Origin of the sequence: Trinickia sp. Y13, from assembly GCF_029522115.1 — a bacterium.
Taxonomy (GTDB): domain Bacteria; phylum Pseudomonadota; class Gammaproteobacteria; order Burkholderiales; family Burkholderiaceae; genus Trinickia.
In genome coordinates this window covers 115,991-139,807 of sequence record NZ_JAKWFK010000014.1, presented here as the reverse complement: position 1 = coordinate 139,807, position 23,817 = coordinate 115,991, and the positions used below count along the sequence as shown (strand labels likewise).

Here is a 23,817-nt window from a genome sequence, read left to right as displayed (position 1 = left end):
GGCGAGGAAACGACATCGAATCGGCCCGAATTAAGGAAATTCAGCATCAAATCGACACCCCCAAGTCGGCGCAGCAGCTCTTGAGAAAGCTACCGTCGCGCTGCGAGGGGGATACTTCAACAGCCTGCTAGTCGACGGCGCGCGTTGCCTCACGAAAGACTGCTACCCGAAGGATTGTTGTCGCTCGGGCGGCCATCGAAATTGACAATCTACAGGCCAGGATGCTTCAAATCGTCTCTTTGAAGATCGCGCCGTGGGCGAAGGCGCTCGAAGGGGAGTCGATGTGAGACGTTTCTCGCTGATGGTTTTTCCGTCCCGTCAAGCGAGGCCCAAAAACACAAGCATCGCGCGGTTTACCGCAACCATGAGGTCATCCTCGATTTGGCCGATGACGCCGCCTATTTTTTCGCGCTTCACGGTGAAAATCTTGTCTGCAAGGATTTGCGAGCGGTCCCGCAAGCCATTCTGTTCGCTCGGTTGTATGTCGATGCGAATCAATGGAGCATCGACACGCTCGCTGGATACCAATAAGACTGAAACGCTCGGATGACCGGCGAACAAGTCGGATTGCACGACTAGCGCCGGTCGTCCTTTGCCGAAATCGCCTTGGAGGGCGACCGTCACAATGCTTCCCCGCTTCATTGCCAGTCGTCCAAGTCAGCGGCCTGTTCGATGAAATCGAGCATCTCGGCTTCCGGCTTGCTCTCGCTGACGACCCGCGATTGACGGGCGCACTCCTCTGCGAACCCGGAGCGGCGCGTGTCGGGAACCCATATTTGGATCGGGCGTAGACCTGCAGCCCGTAGGCCTTCACGATGTGCTCGCACGCGTTCGGTAAGTGTGGCTGGCATGGCTTTCTCCGGTTACATGTAACGCATTGTACGCGTTACATGTAACATGTCAAGCCGACTGTTTGGGAGAGCCTGACCGCGCGTTTTCCGATCACTGACCGTCGACGTCGGAGCACGTCCAAATCCCCAGTTCTTGACGCACAAAGTCGATTGTCGATCACGTCCCTCGTGTCATTGACGGTCCTGTAGATTCCGCCCGTGGCCTGATCGATCATCTTCAACCATCACAAAGCAAATGACCGTGAGCAAACGCGCTTCGCATACCGAGTGAGTTGATCCGGACGACGCGCCGGAGCTGACCGACGAATTTTTTGAGCAGGCGGACGAATATATCGGGGACAAGCTGGTGCGCCGTGGACGTGGACGGCCCATAGGCAGTCACAAGACCGCAACGACGATCCGGCTCGATGACGAAGTACTCGAAGCCTTCAAAGCCACGGGACGTGGGTGGCAGACGCGCATGAACGCGGCGCTCAAGGACTGGCTCAGAACCCACAAGCTCGCTTAGAGAACAGCTCGTCTGCAGGTTGCGCAGTACAGTGAAATTACAGTTTGGGCACGCTGGGGCCGCCTTGTTTGACCTTGGTTAGCCTTGGTTTTGCAGATTGCGAGCTGCGCAAGGGATTGATTTATAGGGGATCGCTGCGCGTAGACAAAACTCCGAAGGCAGGGGTTGCTGGTTCGATCCCAGCCGGGCGCGCCATATCTGCCGCCGCGTTCCTATTCCGAATGCGCTCCCCAAGCAGCAAGTACCAGTCATTAAGCCGCAATTCCGGCACTCGTTCGAATTTTTGACGGTTATTCGTTGCCAAGACCATGCCCTGCGATCTCTCATGTCCGGCGATCATCTGGTCGTAGGGGCCGACTGTCTTGCCGTTTTTTGCATGGCTGCCTGGTGGTTAATACGCCAAGACATCTAGCTGGGCTGTGGAAAGCCTTCGACGACCGCCAGACTTCTTCATGCGGACTTCTGCGTCGTCAGTCGCCCCATCAAGGTCACGGCTGATTACAGCCCCTCGCGCTCCTGATCGCTAGGCTGCTCGCGTACGGGCATGAAATCGGGGCCTACCCCTTCCCCAGCAAACCAGCTATCCCATAACTCCCCAGCGGGCGCAAGTATGCGCGTGCGGCCGACGGCCACCACGTCAACCTGTTTCACATCGTCAGGAAACGCTACGGATCTCGGCAGGCGTATCGCCTGGCCGCGATTGCTTTTGAAGACGGCACCTTGCTCCACAATAGCCTCCTCTGTTGATGCGCCAGTTCAGTGCCGACACGGCGCCCATCTTCACGCTCGCAAATGTTCAGCCCCGCTTGGTCGACTCGCGGCAGGTGCTTCGCCCGTCGCCTCGCATAGTCGCAGGACCGTCGAGTGCGCCCGACCTTGCGCGGCTTATCTGCCACTCGACTTCTCACCGAACGTCGAAGCGCAAACTCAGGCGTCTTTAAGCAGCGGTCCCACCGCATCGAAAATATTGGTGATGTCCTTCTTGGTAAAGCCACGCATGCTCGCCATATCCTTCTCTAATTCGGCCCATTGATCAGTCCGGTAATATGACGAATCTCGACGTGGGCTCCCGAGTAGATCGGCCTTCGCGTAACTGACTGCCGCCCAGTTGGACGAATCGGAATCTCCGAAAAGGTCCCAGAAGCCATTGCGGTCCCAATGGACGCGGGCGCGCTGGTCGATGCGCTCGTTCAGGGCCTCGCTCGTATAGAGCTTGCGCCGCTCGGAAATCCGGCCCGTGATACCAGGGGCTTCGCCGATGACAATTCGGGAATAGGTGATGCCCGCGTTGCTGAATCCAACCATCCGCCCCGACGAGCCGGAGCCGGCGCCTTCGAGATAGAAGGTCTTCATGCCGAGCAGTGCCATCGATTCGAGCATCCCGCTGCGCATGCCGATGTGGATGACGTTGTACTCCTCCGCCAGATACTTATAAAAAGCAAATTGCGCGAGAAACTTGGCGCTGCCGAACTGCTCTTTCCAGACCGGATCTTCCCACATGTCGGATACGCTGATCACGTCGTCCATGCCCGGCAGGTTCGCGAAATCATTCAGCTTGTCGTTGCGCTCGTCGCCGGCCAGCAACACCGTTACAGGCTTGCCGCAAGCGACGAACGCTCGCGCAAGTTGGCGAATGCCCGCATAGCTCGAGTCGAGTTCGGGGTGAGCGCCGCCGCGCTTGCCGCTTTGTCGGCTCCATAACACGACGATGTTGGGTTTGATGTCGAAATTATTCTTTTGAAACTTGCGGCCCATGTACCCGTACAAAGCAAATTTTTGCTCGGTGGGCAGTTTGCCGACCTTCCACGCGGTGGCGATAGCCGCACTCGTGCCGTCAGGGTCGGTCTCCCACTTCGACGCGAGCAGTCCCGTGACCGCAGTGATCGATCGCGGCCAGCCGACCGGCATCCGATCGTAATAGAGCTTGCTCGCGTTGGTGGGACCACGCTGCGGCGCCGCCCTATGTGTCGCGTAGGCGTCTTTATAAAGTTGCCAAAAATCGTTCACGCGCAGATCGCCGGACGTGATATCGAACACATGGACGCGCCCCATGACGCCGCTTTCGCCGTAGATCTTTTGAATCAGCCCGCTTTTATCCGCGTATTGGCCCGTGGCCCTCGTATCCTTGACCAGAATGATACGGGCCGTCGTGTCGGCCGCCAGCAAGGCGGCCGCGGCATAGGTGTCCCCGGACATATATCCGCACTGCAAGATTTTTACAGGCATGCCGATCCCCCGTCAGGTAGTTGTAGTCGCGCGCGCTCTTATTGAATGGCGCCGTGCGCGGATATTGCCACATTTCGGTGAAAACTCGGGCGCGCTCAAGCCTGCCCCAAATACCTCAGCAGCTTAGTCACCATCACCACTACGGTAACCGCGAGCAACAGGAAAAACACGGCGAGCGGCAGCAGGACATGGATGGATACGAAGCCCGCGAGCCCCATCATGGCCGACGACACGAGCAGCAACGCGCAGCCGAGAATCGCGCTCGTCAAACCGGCGATATGGGGAAACAAAGAGTTGCCCTTCGCCATCAGCGTCGGGTACATCGCACCCGCGCACAGGCCCATCACGAGCACCGGCACGGCGAGCGTCCAGACTCGCAGCCCCACCGTCAACGCGAGCACGACCATGACGATCGATGCGGCCACCATCACCTGCGACCCGACGCGCAGCCGCGTTTCCGCACTCGGCAATCGCGGGCCGTGAAGCCGATTCGAGAGCCCGCCGAGAAAGTACATCAGCCCAATGCCGAGGGCCAGATAGCCGAAAAACGTCGGCTGCTCGTGCAGCGTGTTCTGCACCATGAACGGCCCGACGATGTTGAAAACGAGCAAGATGCTGTAGCAAAGACCCTGTGCGAGAAAGCAGCTTTGAAATACCGGGTTCGACAGCACCATCGCCGTATTCTTCAACAGCGTGCGCGGCTCGAGGCGCACCGGTGACGGCAGCGTTTCACGATAGCGCCAGAGCACGCCCAACATGGCCAGCGAATAAACGAGCAAGAAAACCAGACACGACTTCCAACCGAACCACGTTTGCAGATGCGCACCGATTACCGGCGCGACGATCGGCGCGAGCCCCCACGCGATTGCCATGTAGGTGAACGCATGCATCAACGCTTGGCCCGAGAACGAATCGGTGATGATCGCCTTCGCCAGCAAGTTCGTCGCCGCGATGCCGAAGCCCTGCAGGCAGCGGGCGAGGATGAACGTTTCGAGGTTCGGCGCCGCCAGCGACAACGCACAGCCGATCGTGTAGACGATGAGTCCGAAGGCGAGCACGCGCTTGCGCCCGTGCGCGTCGGCGATCGGCCCGAATATCAATTGCCCGAGCGCGTAGGCGGCCATGTAGCCCGACACGCTCGATTGGATAGCCTGCGGAGATGTCCCGAAGTAGCGCGCCATCGCGGGCAGCGCCGGCACGTAGATGTCGATCGCCAGTTGCCCCGCGGACGAGAACAAGCAAATGAGAAACAACAGGAAGCGAGGCGAATTCGGGCGCCGCACGATAGCGGCAACGCGGTCGGATATATCGGGAGTCATCACGGCGTCGGAAGCGGGGCAACGGTCCGCCGGCGCTTATGGCCAACGGCTGGGAACATGCGAATTGCCCGTTATTGTAGTGAGTCGCGGGCAAGCTTGCTCTTGGGCAGCACCGGCCAGCGCAGTGACAAATCCTAACAACTTTCCATCCTTTTCTTCCGCATTGTTCACACGGCTCGTTTATCCTGTGCCAACGCGCGGGCGCCCGCGCGTGCAATTTCCGCAACTCATGCTAATAAGGAAGCACGCATGTCGATGCGTCCGTTCACGGTGATTTCCGTGGCTCTGGCAGCTCTTTTGGCTGCCTGCGGCGGGGGGGCTTCCTCGTCCGATGTCGCAACGAGCGGTAGCAGTACCTCCGGCGTATCGAACACGGGGAGTGGTAATTCAGGCATCTCCAGCAGCACCGGTAGCACGAGTTCGAGCACCAGCCCGAACACCAGTTCGGCAACCTTGGTGGCTTCCGCGCACTATGTCTCGACGAGCGGCAACGACGCCAACCCCGGCACCAGCACCTCTCCCTGGCGCACCATCCAACACGCGGCCAACACGGCGCACGCCGGCGATACGGTGTACATCCGCGGGGGGACTTACAAAGAGGCCGTCACCATCAATGTTTCGGGCTCGGCCTCGGGCGGCTACATCACCTTCCAGAACTATCCCGGCGAAACGGCCATCGTCGACGGAACAGGCTTGGTTCCCCCTTCGGGACAGAGCGGGCTCTTCAACATCATCGATCGAAGCTACATCAAGATCGTAGGCCTCGAGATCCGCAACTACTCCACGGCCAGCACAGCCCGGGTTCCCGTGGGCGTATGGATCACCGGCGCCAGCACTAACATCCAAATCCTGAGCAACCACATCCACCACATCGCGAACACGGCGCAGAGCACGAACGCAAACGCCATGGGGCTGGCGGCTTATGGGAGCAATGCGACGACCGCCATCAGCCAACTGACGATCGACGGCAATCAGATCGATCACCTCACACTAGGTTCGAGTGAATCGCTCGCTGTCGACGGTAACGTCCAGGACTGGTCGATCACGAACAACGTCATTCATGACACCAACAACATCGGCATCGACGCCATCGGATTCGAAGGCGTGTCGAGCAGCACCGCCACCGACCTGGCCCGCGACGGCACGATCAGCGGCAACACCGTCTACAACATCACGGCGTACGGGAATCCGGCGTACGGCAATTCCTTTGGCGCCGACGGCATTTACTGCGATGGCTGCACGCGCGTGGCCATCGAGCGCAACGTCGTGCACAACACCGATTTCGGCGTGGAAGTCGCCAGCGAACACGCCAGCAAGCTCAGCAGCTATGTGACCGTGCGCAGCAACCTCATCTATGCGAACAATCTGTCGGGTCTGACCATCGGCGGATACGATTCGAGCCGGGGCGGCACGGATCACTGCAACTTCGTCAACAACTCCCTTTACGACAACGATACGCAGAACACGGGCTCGGGCGAGTTCCAAATCCAATACTTCTCGACGAACAACCTCTTCAAGAACAACATCGTGTATGCCGGTGCGCAGAACCAATTCGTCACCGGGATTGCGAGTTCTTCGGATGTCGACGCCGATTACAACTTGTACTTCTCCACCGGCGGAGCGGCTGCCAGCGCCTGGTATTGGAAGGGTGCGTCGATCACCGGCTTCGCGGCTTATCGTTCGATCTCCGCCAATGAGGGACATTCCTTGTTCGCCAATCCGCTCTATATGAGCTTGACCAGCCCCAATTTCCATGTGGCGGCAAGCTCGCCCGCCGTGAGCGCCGGAATCAACCTCGGTTCGTCCGTGTTGGGGACCGTGGACTTCGCCGGCAATCCGCGCATTCAGGGGGCGAATGTCGACATCGGGGCGTACGAGCAGTAAGCGTGGATTCCGGGCCATCTCGGATGGCCGGCACAAGCCGCGCATCAGCGCGCCGCACCTCTGGGCAGCTTCGGAAGCGACTGCTGTCGACGCACGATATCGATCAATGTCATCAGCGCCGGATGCTTGTAACGGCGGCTGCTGTAGTAGATATGAAACGGGTCTTCGGCGAACGCGTGCTTCTTCAACACGACCTGCAGTTCCCCTTGCGCCAGTTCAGCGGCGATGCGAGCCTCGAGCACATACGCGATCCCCAAGCCCGCCTTGCATGCGCTGATCGTCGTGGCCGTGTCGTTGATCGTCAGTAAGCCGGGCACCCGCATGCGCCGCGCCTCGCCGCCGTCATTGACTTCCCATCGATAGCTCGAGTTGTCGCCGAGCAGCAGTTGAAGACACGTGTGGCTAGCCAAGTCATTGAGACTGCGAGGCGAGCCGTGTCGCTCGAGATAGTCCGGCGATGCCGCCATGACCCATCGCTGCGGCCCCGTGAGCGGCACCGCCACCATGTCTTCCGGGACATAGTGCCCGTAGCGCACGCCCGCATCGTATCCCTCGGCCACGATGTCGATCGGCCTGTCTTCGACCACGACCGTCAAGCGCACGTCGGGGCACATGCGCGCAAATTCCGGCAGCGCCGGGGCGATCAACAAATGCGCTGCATCCGCGAACACGTTCAGGCGGATTTCTCCGAGTCGCGCCGTGCCGGGCGCTTCGAACGTTTCGAGCGCGGAGCCGATCAGATTGAACCCGTCCTCCAACCGCGCCGCGAGGTCACGGCCCACCGCGGTGGGCGAGACCGACCGGCTGCTTCGGTTGAGCAACTTTGCTCCGAGGCGATCTTCGAGCCGCCGCATGGCGTGGCTGACGGCCGATGGCGTTTGCCCCAGTTCGATCGCGGCGAGTTTGAAGCTGCGGCACCTGACGATCGCTAGAAAAGACTTCAGATCCGCGAAGTCGATCCGGTCTGGTTTGCTCATGGTGAATGGCGAATGGTGAACGGTGAATGCTGTTCAATAACCCAGTGAATCCGGTTCATTCTACGCCGTGCAATCATTTGCTTTTGCGCCGATGCCGTGCTGGCAAGGTGCGACGCCTGCGACGGCGGTGAACGAACCCTTTTTCAGAGGAAGAGGAAACGTATGCCCAACTTCGAGCACATGCGGATCGGCGATTTGAACGGCACCAAGGTTCTCGTCACGGGCGCGTCGACGGGGATCGGCGCCGCGGTGGCCCGCGCATTCGCGGCGCAAGGCGCGCATGTCGTGGCCCACTTCAACCGGAGCGAGGCGGCCGCCGAAGCGCTGCGCGCCGAATGCCCCGAACGCATTCAACTGCTTCGCGGCGACCTGGGCGAGCCCGGCGCTGCGTCGCGCGTCGTGCAGGCCGCGGCGCACATGCTCGGCGGCCTGGACGGCCTCATCAACAATGCCGGTGGCATGCTCGGGCGCATTGCATCGACGCAAATGCCGCCCGGTCATTTCGATGAGGTGATCAATCTGAACGCCCGCTCCGTGTGGGAGGCGACCGTCGCGGCCCATCCGTTTCTCAAGGCGGCGGCAGGATACGTCATCAACACTTCATCCGTGGCCGCACGCACGGGGGGCGGCGCGGGCGCCGTCCTCTACGGCGCCTCGAAAAGCTTCGTGAGCAGTCTCACGCGCGGCCATGCCAAGGAGTTCGTGGGCGATGGCATCCGAGTCAACGCGGTGGCGCCCGGTCTCATCCTGACGCCGTTCCACGACAAATACACGCCGCCGGAGCTGCTTGCGCGGCAAACCGCGTCGGTGCCAATGGGAAGAGAAGGCTCGCCAGAGGAGTGTGTCGGCGCGTTTCTGTTTCTCGCTTCTCCCGCCCTATCGGGCTATATCACCGGCCAGATCATCGAAGTGAATGGCGGGCAACTGATGCCTTGAATGAGGAAAGACAATGAATCAACGGCCATTTGGCAACATAGGGCAACGCGTTTCGGAGATCGGCTTCGGGGCGTGGGCGATCGGCGGTTCGTGGGGCGACGTATCGGAAAGCGATGCAAAGGCGGCCCTGCATGCGGCGCTCGATAGCGGCACGACGTTCATCGATACGGCCGATGTCTACGGCGATGGGCGCTCCGAGCGCATCATCGCGGCCGTGCTCAAGGAACGAGGCGGGGCCAAGCCCTTCGTCGCCACCAAAGCGGGCCGCCGGCTCGACCCGCATGTGGCGCAAGGCTACACGGCGGCCAATCTGAACGCGTTCGTCGACCGGTCTTTGAAGAATCTCGACACCGAATGTCTCGACCTCGTGCAACTGCATTGCCCACCCACCGAGGTGTACTACCGGCCGGAAGTGTTCGAGGCGATGGACGCCATGGTTACAGCGGGGAAGATCCGCCATTACGGCGTCTCTGTCGAAAAGGTGGAGGAAGGTCTGAAGGCGATCGAATACCCCGGCGTCAAGTCGGTGCAGGTGATTTACAACGTGTTCAGGCAGCGTCCTGGCGATCTGTTTTTGCGCGAAGCACGCGCAAGAGGGGTCGCCGTGATCGTCCGCGTGCCGCTCGCCTCGGGCCTGCTGACCGGCAAGATGACGGCGAATACGGCGTTCGCCGCCGACGATCATCGGCACTTCAATCGGGAGGGGCAGGCTTTCGACAAAGGCGAGACGTTCGCAGGCGTGCCGTTCGACATCGCGCTGAAGGCCGTCGACGAAATCCGGCCGCTCGTTCCGCAGGGCGTGACCATGGCGCAATTCGCGCTGCGTTGGATCTTGATGAACGAGGGCGTTACGACCGTGATCCCCGGAGCCAAGAACTCCGAGCAGGCCAAGGCCAACAATGCGGCAAGCGATTTGCCGCCGCTGACCGATGCCGCGATGGCCGCGTTGCGCGCGTTGTACTTGGAGAAAATCGCGCCCTATGTCCATCACCAGTGGTGACGGCGTTCTCTGAAAGCCGAAGACCGAACGCTAACCAGCGCTGACCCGCCTTAATCGTGCCCGCGCGACGCCGCCATGCTCCGAAACAAAAGCGGGCGCTCGTCGCCGCCGGGCCGGCGCCGCGCGAGCGTGACCGCCCGCTCGACTTCGCCGTGATGTGGCGACTTCGAACAAACAGGATCGGCTGCGCGCGCGTCGCCCGTTAGCAAATACGCCTGGCACCGGCAACCGCCGTGATCGACGCTGCGCTCGTCGCAGCTTCGACACGGTTCTCGCATCCAGTCGTCGCCCCGGAATGCGTTGAACGCCGAGCTTCCATACCAGATGTCCGCTACGGAGGCGTCTCGCACATTGGGCAAATCCAATCCTGGCAACGACCGCGCGGCATGACAAGGCAACGCGGCGCCATCGGGCGCGATGCCGAGAAACACCGAGCCCCATCCATTCATGCAGGCTTTCGGGCGCTGCTCGAAATAGTCCGGGACGACGAATAGGATCTTGCAGCGGTCCCCGGCGAGCTTTCGATATCGATTGACCGTATCCTCGGCCTCGCGCAATTGCTCGGCCGTCGGCATCAGTTGCTCTCGATTGAGCAACGCCCAACCGTAATACTGCGTATTGGCGAGCTCGAGGTATTCGGCGCCGATATCGAGCGCCATTTCGATGATCTGCGCCACGTGCGGCAGGTTGAATCGATGCAGCACGCAGTTGAGCACCATCGGGTACCCGTATGCTTTGATCAAACGCGCGACATTGCGCTTCAATTCGAACGTGCGCGTGCTAGAGAGGAAATCGTTGAGCTCGCGCGTCGAATCCTGAAACGAGAGTTGAATGTGGTCGAGCCCCGCTTCCTTCAATGCAGCGATGCGCGTTTCATTCAGCCCGACGCCGGAAGTGATCAGATTCGTGTAGTAGCCGAGCGTGCGCGCATGCGCCACCAGCACTTCGAGATCGTCGCGCACGAGCGGCTCGCCGCCGGAAAACCCGATCTGCGCCGCACCGAGCGCGCGTGCTTCGGCAATGACGCGTCGCCATGCATCGGTATCGAGTTCCGGGCCGTGACTTGCGAAGTCCACCGGGTTGTAGCAAAACGCGCAGTGCAAGGGGCACCGATAGGTGAGCTCGGCAAGCAACCACAGCGGCGGCGAAGCGGAAACGGTCTCGTTCATGGCGGTGCGATGGATAGGGCTCGTCAGTCGACCCAGCCGCGTTGGCGCGCGTGATCGAGAAACCGGTATACGTCGGGCGCGAGGTCGGAAGCGTTGAACAGGTCTTCCAACTCCGTGATGATTTCATCGAGCTCCCGCGTGCCGTCGCATCGCACGAGGATTTGGCCCGCGCTCGGATTGAGCTGGACCATCCCCTCCGGATAAAGCAGCACGTACGAGTCCTGTGCCGCTTCCCACTGCAAGCGAAAGATCGGGCGAAGGCGCGGGCGCAGCGGCGCACCCCCGGCGGCGTTGGTATAGGTCATGACGAATACGCCCGTTCGATCGCATCGAGCATCGACCAGAGAATGTCGAGCTTGAATTGAAGTATGTCGAGCGCCCGCCGTTGCTGCGCGGGCGTCTTGAAGTAGTCGAGCGTGACCGCGAGGCCGTGTTCGACATCGCGCTGGGCAAGCGGAATGCGGCTGCGGAAATACTGCAGCCCCGGCGCGGCGATCCAAGGATAAAGGTCGGGCCAGCCCGCGAGCCTGTCCTTGTGGATCTGCGGCGCGAACATTTCCGTCAGCGACGAACAGACGGCTTCTTGCCATGGGGCGCGTCGCGCGAAGTTGACGTAGGCGTCCACGGCGAAGCGCACGCCGGGCGTCACCTGCGTCAACGACCACAAGCGATCGCGCTCGATGCCCACGGCTTCGGCCAGCCGCACCCATGCCTCGATGCCGCCCGCGTCGTCTCCATAGCCGTCGTGGTCGAGAATGCGTTGCACCCACCGGCGCCGCGTGGCGCGATCGTCGCAATTGGACATGATCGCGGCATCTTTCAGCGGAATGTTGATCTGGTAATAAAAGCGGTTCGCGACCCATCCGCGAATTTCATCGGGCGAGCAGCGGCCGCTATTGAGGCGAACGTTGAACGGGTGGTGGATGTGATAGCCCGCGCCGAGCGCGCGCAATTGCGCTTCGAATTGTTCGTGCGTCCAGGGCGTTTCGTGCAGCGGCGGGGTAAGCGAGGTCTCGTTCACGGCTATACCTGCAGTTCCATTCCGTCTTCGGCGATGTCGATGCCGTGCGCACGCACGATCGCGTAGGCATCGGAACGAAGATCGAGAATCGGATTCGTGTTGTTGATATGAATCAGCACTTTGCGCGTGGCGCTCGGCAGCGAGTCGAGCAGGTCGATCATGCCTGGTTCGCCGTTGACGATGCACTGCGCGAGATGGCCCATCTCGGCTGCACGCTTGCTCGATAGGCCCAGATCGATCATCTCCGTATCGGTCCAGAAGGTGCCGTCCACGAGCACCAGCCGCGCCGATTGCATCGCCGCCAGAATCGAAGGCGACGTGCGCACAAGGCCCGGTGCGTAGAACGCCGTGGCCGAGGTGGCGACATCTTCGATCACGAAGGCGACGTTGTCGCCCGTCACGGGCGAGCCGCGATGCGGCGAGTAGGGCGGCGGCGCGCTGTCGATCGCGATCGCCGTAAAGCGCAAGCCGGTGAGCGGCGCGATGGTGAATGGCTCCCCCAAAGCGATCGCGTGCTGATCCACGCCGCAGTAGTGGGACAGCAGGGGAACGAGCGGCAATGCACTCGACAAATCGTCGAGCACGGGCTGCGTCGCATACAGCGGCAGCGGCGTCGTGCGCTCACGCAGCATGAGCAGACCCGTCACGTGATCGATCTGCGCATCGCACAGCATGACGGCGGCGATGCCGCTGTCGCGCAGCGCGCGAGCCGGCTGCAATTCGGCGTGGGCGCGCAGTTGGGTCAGTATGTCGGGCGATGCGTTGATGAGCACCCAATCGTCGCCGTTCTCGCTCACGGCGATCGATGACTGCGTACGTGGCTTGAGCGGCCCCGTGCGCGCACGCGCCTGCGAACAGTTGGCGCAATTGCAATTCCATTGCGGCAAACCGCCGCCGGCGCCGGAACCGAGAACCTTAATCAACATGGCAATGCGCTCGGGAGTGGCCGCGCGCGAAGAGCATCGTCTTCATGCGCGGCGCTCGCCGGCTCCTTATCGGTTGGCGATGTACATCGTGATTTCGAAACCGAAGCGCAAGTCGGTATAAGTCGGCGTAGTCCACTGCATGGTTGTCTCCTTGTTTGATCGAGTCGGTGAAAGCTCAACCGCAAGCGTTCGTTGCGGTCGCATCGATTAAGCAAGGGGTATGCCGAGCACGGTATCGAACACGATGCGATGCGATGAACTCGGTAGGCCGGGAGGGGCGACAGATTCGCGCAGGCGGCGAGTGGGGGAATCGGAGCGGGCCGGCGCGTGCTCCGGCCCATCATTGCGACGGACACTGTTTCATTCGGCGACAGCGGTGTCGCAAATTGCGACAGCTCTGCTGTCGGTGCGACGCACGAGCGAGGCGAAGCGGCCCCGGCTCACTCGTCGCCGCTGCGCTTTTGCGTGGCGGAGGGCGGCATGTTGCGGTAGATGGTAGCGCGCGACACGCCGAGCGCGCGGGCCGCCGCCGATACGTTGCCGCCGTGGCGGGCGAGCGCGGTTGCAATCGCTTGGGCGGCGACGTCCTGCAGCCTGGTGCCGTTCGGCGCCGACGCTTGTGAGACGGGCGGGGCGGCAGCGGGCGTGGTCGCGGCGGGCGCTGAGTCGCGCCGTTGCAGATCGTCGAAGAAGTCGTCCGGCAGATGTTCGCGGCGAATCTGGCCATCGTTCTCCACCATCGCGGCCGCGGTGCGCAGCAGATTCCCGAGCTGACGGAAGTTGCCGGGCCACGCGCATTGCTCGAACAGCGTCATCACTTCGGGGGCCACCGACAAGCGTTGGCCGTCGCCGCCCGTGAGCGCTTCGCGCTCGAGCATCTTCTCGATGACGATGGCGAGGTCTTGGCGCTCGCGCAGCGGCGGCAGCTTCACGACCAAGCCGTTCAAGCGATAGTAGAGGTCTTCCCGGAAGCGGTTTTGCGCGATCATCTCGCGCAGGTCCCGGTGCGTTGCGCAGACGATGGCGATGTCCACCGGAATCGACTTGGCCGAGCCGAGCGGATTGACGACGCGTTCCTGCAAGACGCGCAGCAAGCGGACCTGCAGCGGGTATGGCATGTCGCCGATTTCATCGAGAAAGAGCGTGCCGCCGTGCGCCTGCACGAGCTTGCCGACGGCGCCTTTGCGGCGCGCGCCCGTGAAGGCGCCTTCCTCGTAGCCGAATAGCTCCGATTCGATCAGCGTCTCCGGGATCGATGCGCAGTTCACGGCGACGAACGGCCCGGCGCGACGGGGCGAATCGTAGTGGATCGCCTGCGCGAGCAGTTCCTTGCCCGTTCCGGTTTCGCCCGTGATCAGCACCGGAATATCCTTGCCGATGACTTTGCGCACCTTCGCGATGACGGCCGCGATCTGCGGGTCGCCCGTATCGAGCTGCGCGAGGCGCAACGCGCGCGCGGGGTTCGCGCAAGCGCTCGTGCTCGCGTAGCTGTTCGTGCTCGTTTGACGTCGCGCTTCGGTCTGCACGCCGCTGCTCGACACCGCCATGCGCCGGAACGTCACATTTGCGCATACGACCGCGCCGCTGTGCAGATTGAGCGAGAGCATCGAATCGCGGCTCGCCCGCATGCGGTCGATCAGTTGCGCGCTCGTCATGCCGAACAGCGACGAGAGCGTGTGCGCGCGCAGCGCCGCGAGCGGCATGCCGAGCTGGAATTGCGCGCTGCGGTTGGCCGAGAGGAAGCGTCCATCGCCCGTGAACGCGGCGATGCCTTCCATGAGCGTGCCGAGAAACTCCGGGCGGCTGTGAAAGGCCACTTGCAGCGTGTCGCGAAAGGTCCAAGCGAACAGATGATTCTCGATCATCTGCACCGACATCTTGGCAAGCGCCATCGTGTGCTGATGGTAGCTGCGGTAATCGCCCGTCACGTCGAGTACGCCGATGAGGTCGCCGTAGGGATCGAGAATCGGCGCGCTGGAGCAGGTGAGGAAATGATTCGCTTCGAGAAAATGCTGATCGCCATGCACGACGGTCGGGCTGCACTCGGCTAACGTCGTGCCGATCGCATTCGTGCCTTGCTTTTCTTCCGACCATTGCGCGCCGGGACGCAGCGCGACCTTCTCTGCGCGTTCGAGAAAATCGTCGTCGCCGATCGAATGCAGGATGAGTCCCTGCGCGTCGGTGAGCACGACCATGCTCTCGGTATTGACGATCTGCTCGCGCAGCGTTTCCATCACCGGCATGGCATGCGCGCAGAGGATGCGGCTCTGCTCGACTCGTAGCGAAAGCTCCGATGAAGGCAGAACGTCGTAGTCAGGCCGTGTGCAAGTGGTCAGGCCATAGCCCGTCGAGCGTTCGTGGGCTTTTTGTATAGACGGCGTGAGCCAGCTCGATTCGCCGGCCGCAACGGGCTGCGGCGAGCGATGAACAAGGTTGCGCATTGTCTCCTCCGGGGCGAGCGTCGGCACGTGGCCTACACTTTCGGTCACCGATAAGAGCAAGAACTGCGCCAGATCGCCGCACCTGCCGCGTATTGCTTCAGTCAGAACATGTCTAGGGAGCGCCGATTTCGTACGATGCGCTCGACGGCTGCCGGGCGGTATCAGGGGTTATCCCCATTCCGGAGAGCGAGTGAGGGTGCGCAGGGCCGCCGAGCGCGTCGCCTCAATCCCACGCATAGCGTACCCCCATCCATGCGCCTCTAGGCGCGCCCGGTCCGACGAACGCTTCGTTCACGGGCGCCGAGCCGTCGAAGGTGTGGTTCGGGCCGTTGAAGAAGTTTTGTCCGAGGGCGCCGAAGCTCGCATAACGCTTGTTCAGCACGTTCGATACGGTCGCGAACACTTGCAAGCGCTTCGTGACGCGGTACGCCGTATCGACGTCGATCAGGATGTAGCCGGCGATCTTCCCGTTCGGGTCGGCGTTGTTCTCGTCGCCTTGGGCGTACACGCCGCTGCGATAGGTCGCGTTGGCGCCGATCGTCCATTTCGGCGTGGCGGCGTAGTCCAGACGCAGCTTCACCGTGTGCGCGGGAATGCCGGGGATCTTGTCGCCCGAGTGAACGACGATGTTGCCGTTGCCGTCCGCGCTCGAATTGCTCGGGCTGCTTGCGACCCAGTTCGAGCGATAGGTCGCGTCGATGTAGCTGTAGCTCGCCGCGATGCCGAGCGGCCCGAAGCGCGAGCGGCCCGCAAGCTCGATGCCTTGGCGGCGCGTCTTGCCCACGTTTTGAAAGTACCCTTGGGCGGTGGCCGGGGCGCTGATGAACTGGATGTCGTCGACGAGCGTCGTGCGGTACAGCGCGGCGCTCCAGCTTGTCGCGGCGCCGATCTTGCCGCGCGCCCCGGCTTCGTACGTTTTCGATACGACCGCGGCGAGCGCCGGATCGGAGACGAACGCATTGGGCAGCGAGCAGGGCGCGTTCGGATCGGCGCAGGCCAGTTCGATCGCGGTGGGTGTGCGCATGCCTTCGTTGTAAGTGGCATAGGCCGTGAATCTGCGCGCCGGGTGCCAGGTCAGGCCGATCGCTGGGTTCAAGCGCGAGAACACATGGCTGCCGTCGAGCTGCGGCTGTTTGCCGCTCTCGTCGCCGATCGTTTTCTTGGCCCAGTCATAGCGGCCCGAGAGCGTGAGCGCCCATTGCTTCGTGAGCGAGAGCGTGTCTTGCAAATACGCGGCGAGATTGGCGTCGTGGGTTTTCGCATTGACGTTTTGCGTGTAGTCGCCGATGCCGATTGCCGCGCGCGTGGCCGTGAACGCCGCGTCCTGCAACGCCGACGTGTAGTTCGAGTTCGCGAAATCCGCGGCGATGCCACCTACGAGTTGATTGTCCATGCCGCCGAGCTTGCCGAGCAACGTCAGTTGCAGGTTTGCGCCGTAGCTGTCTGTCGCGACGGTGGAATCGACGTTCGTCGCTTGCAGCGTATCGATCGAGCCGTCGGGCAGCGTTTTGCCGAAGTTCGCGTTGTTGTTGCTGCTGATGTTCCTGTTGACGAAGCGGCGATAGTAAGCCGTGCCGCTCAGCCGGACGGCGTCGTTGAAATCGTGCTCGCCCGATAGCGTGAAATAGCCGGCGTGGTTCAGGTTTTGATCGGGAAAGGTATAGGGTTGCCGCGGGTCGCCGAGAAACGAGCGCGGAATCGTCTGCATCCCGAGCAGATCGTTGTCGATGCCGCCCGCGGACAGCGCGAGCGTCGTATCGGCGCTGGTGTAGCGCAGCTTGCCGAAAGCCTGACGCACGCGGCTCGCGTTCTTTTGCGCCCAGCCGTTATCGTTCGCGGCATTACCGGTGACGAAGTAGTCCAGGTGGTCGCCGAGCTTGCCGCCCTGCTGCACTTCGGCCGTTTTGCGGCCCCAGGAGCCGGCCGTTATTTCCGCCTCGCCGCCGGGGTAGTCCTTGCCGTTTTTCGTGGTGATCGCGAGCGCGCCGCCGAGCGTGTTCAAGCCGAAGGTCGGATTCGAGCCTGGCATCAGCTCGATGGTGTCGATCGCCGCTTGCGGGACCAAGTCCCAGTTGACGACATCGCCGAACGGCTCGTTGATGCGCACGCCATCGAGGAAGACCGACAAGCCCTGCGGCGCACCGAGCATCGCGGAGGCAATGAAGCCGCGGTAGTTGACGTTGACTTGATAGGGGTTGCCCTGCGCCTCGTTGATGCTCACGCTCGGCAGGTTCTTCTCGAAGAAATCGGTTAGCGTGGAGCGATGCTGCGCGTCGAGTTGCTCGGTGCGCACGATCTGCACATTGGCCGCCACCTGTGAAAGCGGCAAGCCGACGCCAAGGAGCGGCGTCGTGCCGACCACGACGATCGGCGCCAGTGTGACGCTCGTGTTCGCGGCTGCATTCGCCTTCGGTGCATTCGACGTGTTCGGCGAACTCGGGGCGGCAGGGCTAGCCGTCTCGATGACGCTCGGCGTTTGCGCTTTGGCCGTATACGTGAACGACAATCCCAGCAATGCAGCCGTCGCTAAACGCCCGGCTGAGCGCTCGCGTCGTGTGAGCGCACGCCCGCGATGCAGCGAAGCGGTGGACGAAGAACCGCCAATGCGCATCATGCGTCACGCCGCCCGTACGCGCATCGTGATGCCACTCTGTTCCGGGGGGAACACGTACCACGCGCCGTCGTCGTGGCGGAAGAAGTACAGGGAAGTCGTGCCGCGCGGCCCGTCCACCTGCACGCGGACGCGATGCTTGCGCTGCGAGCCGGCGGCGCAACGCTCGACGCGGATCGAAGCCTCGGGGGCAGGCGCGAGCCACTTGTCCACCACCATCCGCAACCGTTTCATGATGTCCTCCCTGCGCCGCGTCTCATGTGCCGCCAATCCTGGCGGCGTCGCACGCTTCAACGCGAGAACCGTGCCAACGGGTCGCCCTTAATGGGGCAGTGTCTTCGTCCCTATGACATCGCTTGATCTACACAGGCCCCACGCCCGATCCCGACTCGAGGTGTGCGCCCAGGTGTTTCGTTTCGCGACACCCTTGAGGCGGATCTGTTTCAGATTGGAACGTCTTGCTACGCCATGCTGTCGCGTCCGATGACGCTTCGATGCATGCGCATGACGGCGCAACCCGCGTGGGCACACGCTTTGGAAGCGATGGCATATGACTTGCGTCAGCGTGGCCCGCGGCGAATGTTCGCATATCGAGCGACATGACTCGAACGATGCGCGCCGCGATAAATCGACCAACCAAGCCTTGCATGAGAGCGGCCCGAGTGCGTTGCACAGGGTCGCAGCTCGATCCGATGCACGAGTTGCGACCGATTGGCGAAGCAACGACTTGCGCCGACACAGGAGACATACATGAAGAGACGTTCAGTTTCGGCCTGGAGCCGCGCGGCGCTTGCCGCGGCGGCCATCGCGGCCGTCGGCCTCACGTCGCAGTCCTCGATCGCGGCTGCGGACTATGAAGCGGTGACCTTCGACCGGTTAGCAGGCGCGCAGAACGATCCCGGTTGGCTGACTTACTACCGCACCTACAGCGGCCAGTCGCATTCGCCGGCCAAGCAGATCGATCCGTCCAACGTGAGAAAGCTCGGCATTGCTTGGACCTACAAGTTCCCCGCCGAACTCAAGCAAGGCTTCGAAGCAACGCCGATCGTCAACGGCCGGTACTTATTCGTTAGTACTCCTAAAGACAACGTCTACGCGTTCGATGCGATCACGGGCAAGGCGCTTTGGAAATTCGAGCCGAAGTTGGGGCCCGAGGCGTTCAAGAATGCTTGCTGCGACGTGGTCAATCGGGGTGTCGCGCTCTACGGCAAGAACGTCTATATCGCCATGCTCGATGGCGAGGTCGTCGCACTCGACGCGCAAACGGGTACCGTGGCGTGGAAGAAGCGGATGTTCGATCCCGGCGTCGGCTATGCGTTTTCGCTCGCGCCGCTCGCGATCGACGGCGCGATCGTGGTCGGCAATTCCGGCGGCGAATACGGCGCGCGCGGATTCATCGCCGCGCTCGATCCGGACAATGGCAATGTGCTCTGGAAGCGCGTGACGATTCCCTCGCAGAAGGAGAAAGGCGGAGACACCTGGCCCGACGGCATGCAAGAGCACGGCGGCGGCGCGTCCTGGCTGACTGGCACGTACGATCCGGCGTCCAAGACCCTGTACTGGGGCGTGGGCAATCCGGGGCCGTGGCTCGCTTCGCTGCGCCCGGGCAGCAACTTGTACAGCGATTCGCTGCTCGCGCTCGACCCGAAGACGGGCGACATCAAGTGGCATTACCAGTACACGCGTAACGACACGTGGGACTACGACGGCGTCAATACGCCGATCCTCGCCAACATTCAGTACGGCGGCAAGGATTACGACGCGATCATCCATGCGGACCGCAACGGCTTCTTCCACGCTATCGACCGCACGACGGGCAAGCTCATCTATGCGAACGCCTTCGTGAAGGCCACGTCGGTCACCGGCTACACGAGCGACGGCGCGCCGATCGAGGACAAGTCGAAGTACCCGAACGTCGGCACGACGATCAACACCTGCCCGAGCTTCCTCGGCGGCAAGAACTGGTGGTCGGTTTCGTACGATCCGCAGCGGCACCTTGCATTCGTGCCGTCGTTGCACGCTTGCATGAGCTTGTCGGGTAAATCCGTGAGCTACATGGAAGGCTTGCCGTACCTCGGTGAAGGCTTCGAGATCAAGCCCGAGCCGGGCAGCCACGGCTACGGCGAATTGCAAGCCATTGACGTGAACACGGGCAAGAAGGTGTGGAGCCACTGGAGCAAGATGCCTTGGAACGGCGGCGTGGCCAGCACGGCAAGCGGCCTTGCGTTCAGCGGCGGGCTCGACGGCCACCTCTATGCGTTCGATGCGGCGACGGGCAAGGTGCTCTGGAAGAGCCCGCAATTGGCGAGCGGCATCGTCGCGCAGCCTGCCGTCTTCGAAGCGGACGGGCAAGAGTATGTCGCCGTGCTCGCCGGCTACGGCGGCGCAAACCCGATCTGGGGCGGCCCGATGGCGAAGATCGCCGACAAGGTGCCTCGCGGCGGAACGCTGTACGTCTTCGCCCTGCACCACGGCTGATCGGTCACTTCATTACCGCGCTCAACCGCTAGGCTCATGCCGCGACCGCCTGCCAGGCACGGCGGTCGCATGCGGTGCGGCGCCTTTCGAAAGCACCATCATGAACACGCACTTCAAATTTGGCGCGGCAGCCGTATCGGTCGCCGCAGCGCTTGCCCTCTTTTCCTCGAGCGCGGCTGCGTCTCCCGTGCGCATCTGCACGTTCAAGGGCAGCCCATCCGCGGCGCTCGACAAGCTCGTGGCGAAGGAGACCTTCAAAGCGGCCGGCATCGACAGCACGTTCGTTCAGTTCGGCGATGCGGGCGGCGACGACGATGGCGTCTCGCTCAAGGAACTGCACGCGACGCTCGGCCGCGATTGCGATGTGATCGCGGGCTTTCCGCGCTCGCACGCCGCCGATGCTTCCGACGGCAAGATGCTGTTCTCGCGGGGTTATTTAAACGCGAGCTACGTTAGCGTCGGCACGGGCTCCGGCGCATCCGAGATCGCGCCGCGCGAGATTGTGGCTGCGACCTACGGCAGTCCTTCGCAGTTGATCGCCGTGCAAGAGCAGCATGTGCGCTTCGTGCTCGAGAACACGCCCGAGCGAACCGTGGACGCCGTGGCAAGCGGCCGCGCGGGGCGCGCAATCGTTTGGTATCCAGCCGTGGTCGCCTATGAGAAGGCGCACGCGGGCCGCCAATTCGATGTGCGCAAGACCCACTCGCCTTACTCCGACTGGCAACTCGTCTTCGCATTCAAAGCAAGGGCGAACGTCTTGCAGCGCAAGGTCGACACCGCGCTCGACGCGATGCAAACCGACGGGCGTCTGGCCGAGCTGACGCGCGCCTGGATGCTGCCCGCCACGATACGAGACGCGCGAGCGAAAGCGGCGGATTTTGCTTATCTCGATGGCCCCGTTCGCGGCGCGCGCATCGGCTTGCTGCGCGCGGTGCGTGATTCGGATCGCATGCGCGGGCGTTTCGTGAAAGTGTCGGATGCGGCTGGGACTGCCGCCGGCGCGCCTTCGTTCGACCGGACGCAGGTTGCGCACGGCAAGCGCTTGTATGCGGCGAACTGCGCCAAGTGCCACGGCGCCGATATGCAAGGGGTGACCGCGCCCGCGCTGAGCGGCGCCGCGTTTGCACCCGCAAGTAATTCCCATCTGACCATCGGCGGCATCTATAACTATATGGCGACCAACATGCCGGCCGACCGCCCCGGAAAGCTCAAGGACGGCGAATACGCCGACCTGATGGCGTTTCTGCTGAACAAGAACGGTTATCCGACGAGCGGCAGCAAGCTGACGGCAGACGCGGCGCGGGCCTCGACCACGCCGCTGAACGCCGGCCCGCTGAGCGCGGCGCAAGGGGTGCTGGCCTCGACGTCGGCAAAGTGAGCACGGCATCGCTCGCCCCGACTGTCCCAAATTGCGACAGTCGCCAGGCGAGCGAGGCAGAATTGTTCGAAATTGAAGCAGAGTGCGGCCGAGCAGCGAGGCGGCCTTCATGGCGCGTACCGAGTCTTTCAATTGGCATGCTTGTTGCCTTATAGGGCGGCCGCTCCGGCGCCGCGAATTTTCGAATACATGATCGAAGGAGACACGCAATGGACCTGTTTGACCTGAAACAGCTCGGTTTGGACGTCGAGTACCCGTATCGCAAGCAATACGACAATTTCATCGGCGGCAAATGGGTGCCTCCTGTCGCGGGCGAGTATTTCGAAAACGTTTCGCCAATCAACGGCAAGCCGTTCTGCCGGATCCCGCGTTCGAGCGCAGCCGATGTCGAAGCTGCGATCGACGCCGCTCACGCGGCCCGCCGCAAATGGGCCAAGACTTCGACCACCGAGCGCTCCAATGCGCTGCTCGCGGTGGCCGATCGCATGGAAAAGAACTTGAAGCTGCTCGCGGTGGCAGAGACGATCGACAACGGTAAGCCGCTGCGCGAAACGATGGCCGCCGACCTGCCGCTCGCCGTCGACCACTTCCGCTATTTCGCGGGCTGCATCCGCGCGCAAGAAGGCGCGATTTCGGAGATCGACGACAACACGGTGGCCTACCATTTCCACGAGCCGATGGGCGTGGTCGGCCAGATCATCCCGTGGAATTTCCCGCTGCTGATGGCCGCATGGAAGCTCGCGCCCGCGCTTGCGGCCGGCTGCTGCGTCGTGATGAAGCCAGCCGAGCAAACGCCCGCGTCGGTGCTCGTGTTGATGGAGTTGATCGGCGACTTGTTCCCGCCCGGAGTCGTCAACATCGTCAACGGCTTCGGCAAGGAAGCGGGTGAGGCGCTCGCAACGAGCAAGCGCATCGCGAAGATCGCGTTCACGGGGTCGACGCCCGTGGGCAAGCATATCCTGCGCGCCGCGGCCGAGAATCTGATTCCGTCGACGGTCGAGTTGGGCGGCAAGAGCCCGAACATCTTCTTCGCCGATGTCTTGGATCAAGACGACGCGTTCCTCGACAAGGCCTTGGAAGGGCTTGCGATGTTCGCGCTCAATCAGGGCGAAGTCTGCACGTGTCCCTCGCGCGTGCTGATTCAAGAGTCGATCTATGACCGCTTCATCGAGAAAGCCATCGCGCGCGTGGGCCAGATCAAGGCAGGGCACCCGCTCGACATGCAGACGATGATCGGCGCTCAAGCTTCGCAACAGCAGCTCGACAAGATCCTCTCGTACATCGACATCGGCCGCGGCGAAGGCGCGCAATGCTTGACCGGCGGCGCGCGCACGACGCCAGCGGCCGATCTGGGCACGGGCTTCTACGTTCAGCCGACGATGCTGCTCGGCAACAACAAGATGCGGGTGTTCCAGGAAGAAATCTTCGGGCCGGTGGCGTCGGTGATGACGTTCAAGGACGAGCAAGAAGCGATCGAACTGGCCAACGATACGTTCTACGGCCTCGGCGCGGGCGTGTGGACGCGCAATGGAACGCGCGCGTACCGTATGGGTCGCGAGATCGAAGCGGGCCGCGTCTGGACCAACTGCTATCACCTCTATCCCGCGCATGCCGCGTTCGGCGGGTACAAGCAGTCGGGCATCGGCCGCGAAACGCATAAGAAGGCGCTCGAGAACTATCAGCAGACGAAGTGCTTGCTCGTGAGCTACCAAGCCGAAGCGCTCGGGTTCTTCTGAGCGCTTGTTGGTGATTGCGTGAACGGTTGCGGCTCGCGCTAGGCGGGCTGGCAACCGGCAGCGATGCATCCGCTTCCCCGCAACGGCTACGCCTTGGCGTAGCTCGTTGCGGGCGAGGGCGGCCGCCGATGTTCTTCTTCCCCCCGCCTTCCCCTTCGGCCACCGCAATGCGTGCGGTCACGCTGAACATTTCAAGCATTCCGAGCACTGTCTAATTCAAAACGATTGTCATATCAGCCCGCAGTCGGCTTTTCTCTCTTCAATCGATTCGCCTTTAAGATTCTGTTTCGATTCGAGCCATGAATTAATCGAAACCGCGAAAACGTTTGCCCGCCTGGCGCCATGCGTCTTAACGT

General features: G+C 62.3%; 21 protein-coding genes. 7 read left to right on the top strand and 14 right to left on the bottom strand.

Annotated elements, in window-relative coordinates; genetic code table 11:
* Positions 1–318: 318 nt before the first annotated feature.
* Positions 319–642, bottom strand: a complete 324-nt coding sequence (locus MMB74_RS22080) for a type II toxin-antitoxin system PemK/MazF family toxin (RefSeq protein ID WP_277430793.1) — start codon at positions 640–642, stop codon at positions 319–321.
* Positions 639–851: an antitoxin MazE family protein gene (locus MMB74_RS22075; RefSeq protein ID WP_277430792.1), complete on the bottom strand. Its 213-nt coding sequence runs from the start codon at positions 849–851 to the stop codon at positions 639–641. Before MMB74_RS22075 ends, MMB74_RS22080 begins: the two co-directional genes overlap by 4 nt.
* Before the next feature lie 295 nt (positions 852–1,146).
* On the opposite strand from MMB74_RS22075, the gene MMB74_RS22070 reads away from it, so the two are divergent.
* Entirely contained in the window at positions 1,147–1,359 is a 213-nt protein-coding gene (locus tag MMB74_RS22070; protein ID WP_277430795.1) for a BrnA antitoxin family protein, read from the top strand.
* Between the two features lie 498 nt (positions 1,360–1,857).
* On the opposite strand, the gene vapB is transcribed toward MMB74_RS22070, so the two are convergent.
* The 3 genes from vapB to MMB74_RS22055 form a co-directional block, all read right to left on the bottom strand.
* A complete protein-coding gene (gene vapB, locus MMB74_RS22065) occupies positions 1,858–2,088 on the bottom strand; it encodes a type II toxin-antitoxin system VapB family antitoxin (protein ID WP_277430791.1) in 231 nt (76 codons plus the stop codon).
* A gap of 198 nt (positions 2,089–2,286) precedes the next feature.
* Positions 2,287–3,525, bottom strand: coding sequence for a hypothetical protein (locus tag MMB74_RS22060; RefSeq protein WP_277430790.1), 1,239 nt, complete (start codon positions 3,523–3,525; stop codon positions 2,287–2,289).
* A 155-nt stretch (positions 3,526–3,680) separates the two neighbouring features.
* Positions 3,681–4,904, bottom strand: coding sequence for a multidrug effflux MFS transporter (locus MMB74_RS22055; RefSeq protein ID WP_277430789.1), 1,224 nt, complete (start codon positions 4,902–4,904; stop codon positions 3,681–3,683).
* A 249-nt stretch (positions 4,905–5,153) separates the two neighbouring features.
* On the opposite strand from MMB74_RS22055, the gene MMB74_RS22050 reads away from it, so the two are divergent.
* On the top strand, positions 5,154–6,788 hold the full coding sequence (locus MMB74_RS22050; RefSeq protein WP_277430788.1) for a choice-of-anchor Q domain-containing protein: 1,635 nt from the start codon (positions 5,154–5,156) through the stop codon (positions 6,786–6,788).
* Positions 6,789–6,832: 44 nt separating this feature from the next.
* Here the strand turns inward: MMB74_RS22050 and MMB74_RS22045 are convergent, their stop codons facing one another.
* A complete protein-coding gene (locus MMB74_RS22045; RefSeq protein WP_277430787.1) occupies positions 6,833–7,765 on the bottom strand; it encodes a LysR family transcriptional regulator in 933 nt (310 codons plus the stop codon).
* 162 nt (positions 7,766–7,927) lie between these two features.
* On the opposite strand from MMB74_RS22045, the gene MMB74_RS22040 reads away from it, so the two are divergent.
* Together MMB74_RS22040 and MMB74_RS22035 are read left to right on the top strand one after the other, a co-directional pair.
* Complete coding sequence (locus tag MMB74_RS22040) at positions 7,928–8,701, top strand: SDR family oxidoreductase (protein ID WP_277430786.1); 774 nt, start codon at positions 7,928–7,930, stop codon at positions 8,699–8,701.
* 13 nt (positions 8,702–8,714) lie between these two features.
* The gene (locus tag MMB74_RS22035; RefSeq protein WP_277430785.1) at positions 8,715–9,701 is read left to right on the top strand and encodes an aldo/keto reductase; all 987 of its coding nucleotides are present in this window, start codon (positions 8,715–8,717) and stop codon (positions 9,699–9,701) included.
* Positions 9,702–9,751: 50 nt separating this feature from the next.
* Here MMB74_RS22035 and pqqE read toward each other — a convergent pair whose 3' ends face one another.
* The 8 genes from pqqE to MMB74_RS21995 form a co-directional block, all read right to left on the bottom strand.
* Positions 9,752–10,870, bottom strand: a complete 1,119-nt coding sequence (pqqE, locus tag MMB74_RS22030) for a pyrroloquinoline quinone biosynthesis protein PqqE (protein ID WP_277430784.1) — start codon at positions 10,868–10,870, stop codon at positions 9,752–9,754.
* Positions 10,871–10,893: 23 nt separating this feature from the next.
* Complete coding sequence (gene pqqD, locus MMB74_RS22025) at positions 10,894–11,175, bottom strand: pyrroloquinoline quinone biosynthesis peptide chaperone PqqD (RefSeq protein ID WP_277430783.1); 282 nt, start codon at positions 11,173–11,175, stop codon at positions 10,894–10,896.
* Complete coding sequence (gene pqqC / locus MMB74_RS22020) at positions 11,172–11,891, bottom strand: pyrroloquinoline-quinone synthase PqqC (RefSeq protein ID WP_277430782.1); 720 nt, start codon at positions 11,889–11,891, stop codon at positions 11,172–11,174. Before pqqC ends, pqqD begins: the two co-directional genes overlap by 4 nt.
* 2 nt (positions 11,892–11,893) lie before the next feature.
* Complete coding sequence (gene pqqB, locus MMB74_RS22015; protein WP_277430781.1) at positions 11,894–12,817, bottom strand: pyrroloquinoline quinone biosynthesis protein PqqB; 924 nt, start codon at positions 12,815–12,817, stop codon at positions 11,894–11,896.
* A 66-nt stretch (positions 12,818–12,883) separates the two neighbouring features.
* The gene (gene pqqA, locus MMB74_RS22010) at positions 12,884–12,958 is read right to left on the bottom strand and encodes a pyrroloquinoline quinone precursor peptide PqqA (RefSeq protein WP_175021319.1); all 75 of its coding nucleotides are present in this window, start codon (positions 12,956–12,958) and stop codon (positions 12,884–12,886) included.
* A gap of 299 nt (positions 12,959–13,257) precedes the next feature.
* Positions 13,258–15,258 (bottom strand): sigma-54-dependent Fis family transcriptional regulator, encoded by a 2,001-nt coding sequence (locus MMB74_RS22005; protein ID WP_277430780.1) that lies wholly within the window; start codon positions 15,256–15,258, stop codon positions 13,258–13,260.
* Positions 15,259–15,481: 223 nt separating this feature from the next.
* The gene (locus MMB74_RS22000; RefSeq protein ID WP_277430779.1) at positions 15,482–17,872 is read right to left on the bottom strand and encodes a TonB-dependent receptor; all 2,391 of its coding nucleotides are present in this window, start codon (positions 17,870–17,872) and stop codon (positions 15,482–15,484) included.
* Between the two features lie 3 nt (positions 17,873–17,875).
* Positions 17,876–18,103: a hypothetical protein gene (locus MMB74_RS21995; protein ID WP_277430778.1), complete on the bottom strand. Its 228-nt coding sequence runs from the start codon at positions 18,101–18,103 to the stop codon at positions 17,876–17,878.
* 516 nt (positions 18,104–18,619) lie between these two features.
* Here MMB74_RS21995 and MMB74_RS21990 point away from each other — a divergent pair.
* The 3 genes from MMB74_RS21990 to MMB74_RS21980 all read left to right on the top strand — a co-directional run bounded on the left by MMB74_RS21990 (position 18,620) and on the right by MMB74_RS21980 (position 23,461).
* Complete coding sequence (locus MMB74_RS21990) at positions 18,620–20,347, top strand: methanol/ethanol family PQQ-dependent dehydrogenase (protein ID WP_277430777.1); 1,728 nt, start codon at positions 18,620–18,622, stop codon at positions 20,345–20,347.
* Between the two features lie 100 nt (positions 20,348–20,447).
* Positions 20,448–21,725, top strand: a complete 1,278-nt coding sequence (locus tag MMB74_RS21985; protein ID WP_277430776.1) for a c-type cytochrome — start codon at positions 20,448–20,450, stop codon at positions 21,723–21,725.
* 209 nt (positions 21,726–21,934) lie between these two features.
* Entirely contained in the window at positions 21,935–23,461 is a 1,527-nt protein-coding gene (locus tag MMB74_RS21980) for an aldehyde dehydrogenase family protein (protein ID WP_277430775.1), read from the top strand.
* The last annotated feature ends 356 nt before the right edge of the window (positions 23,462–23,817 follow it).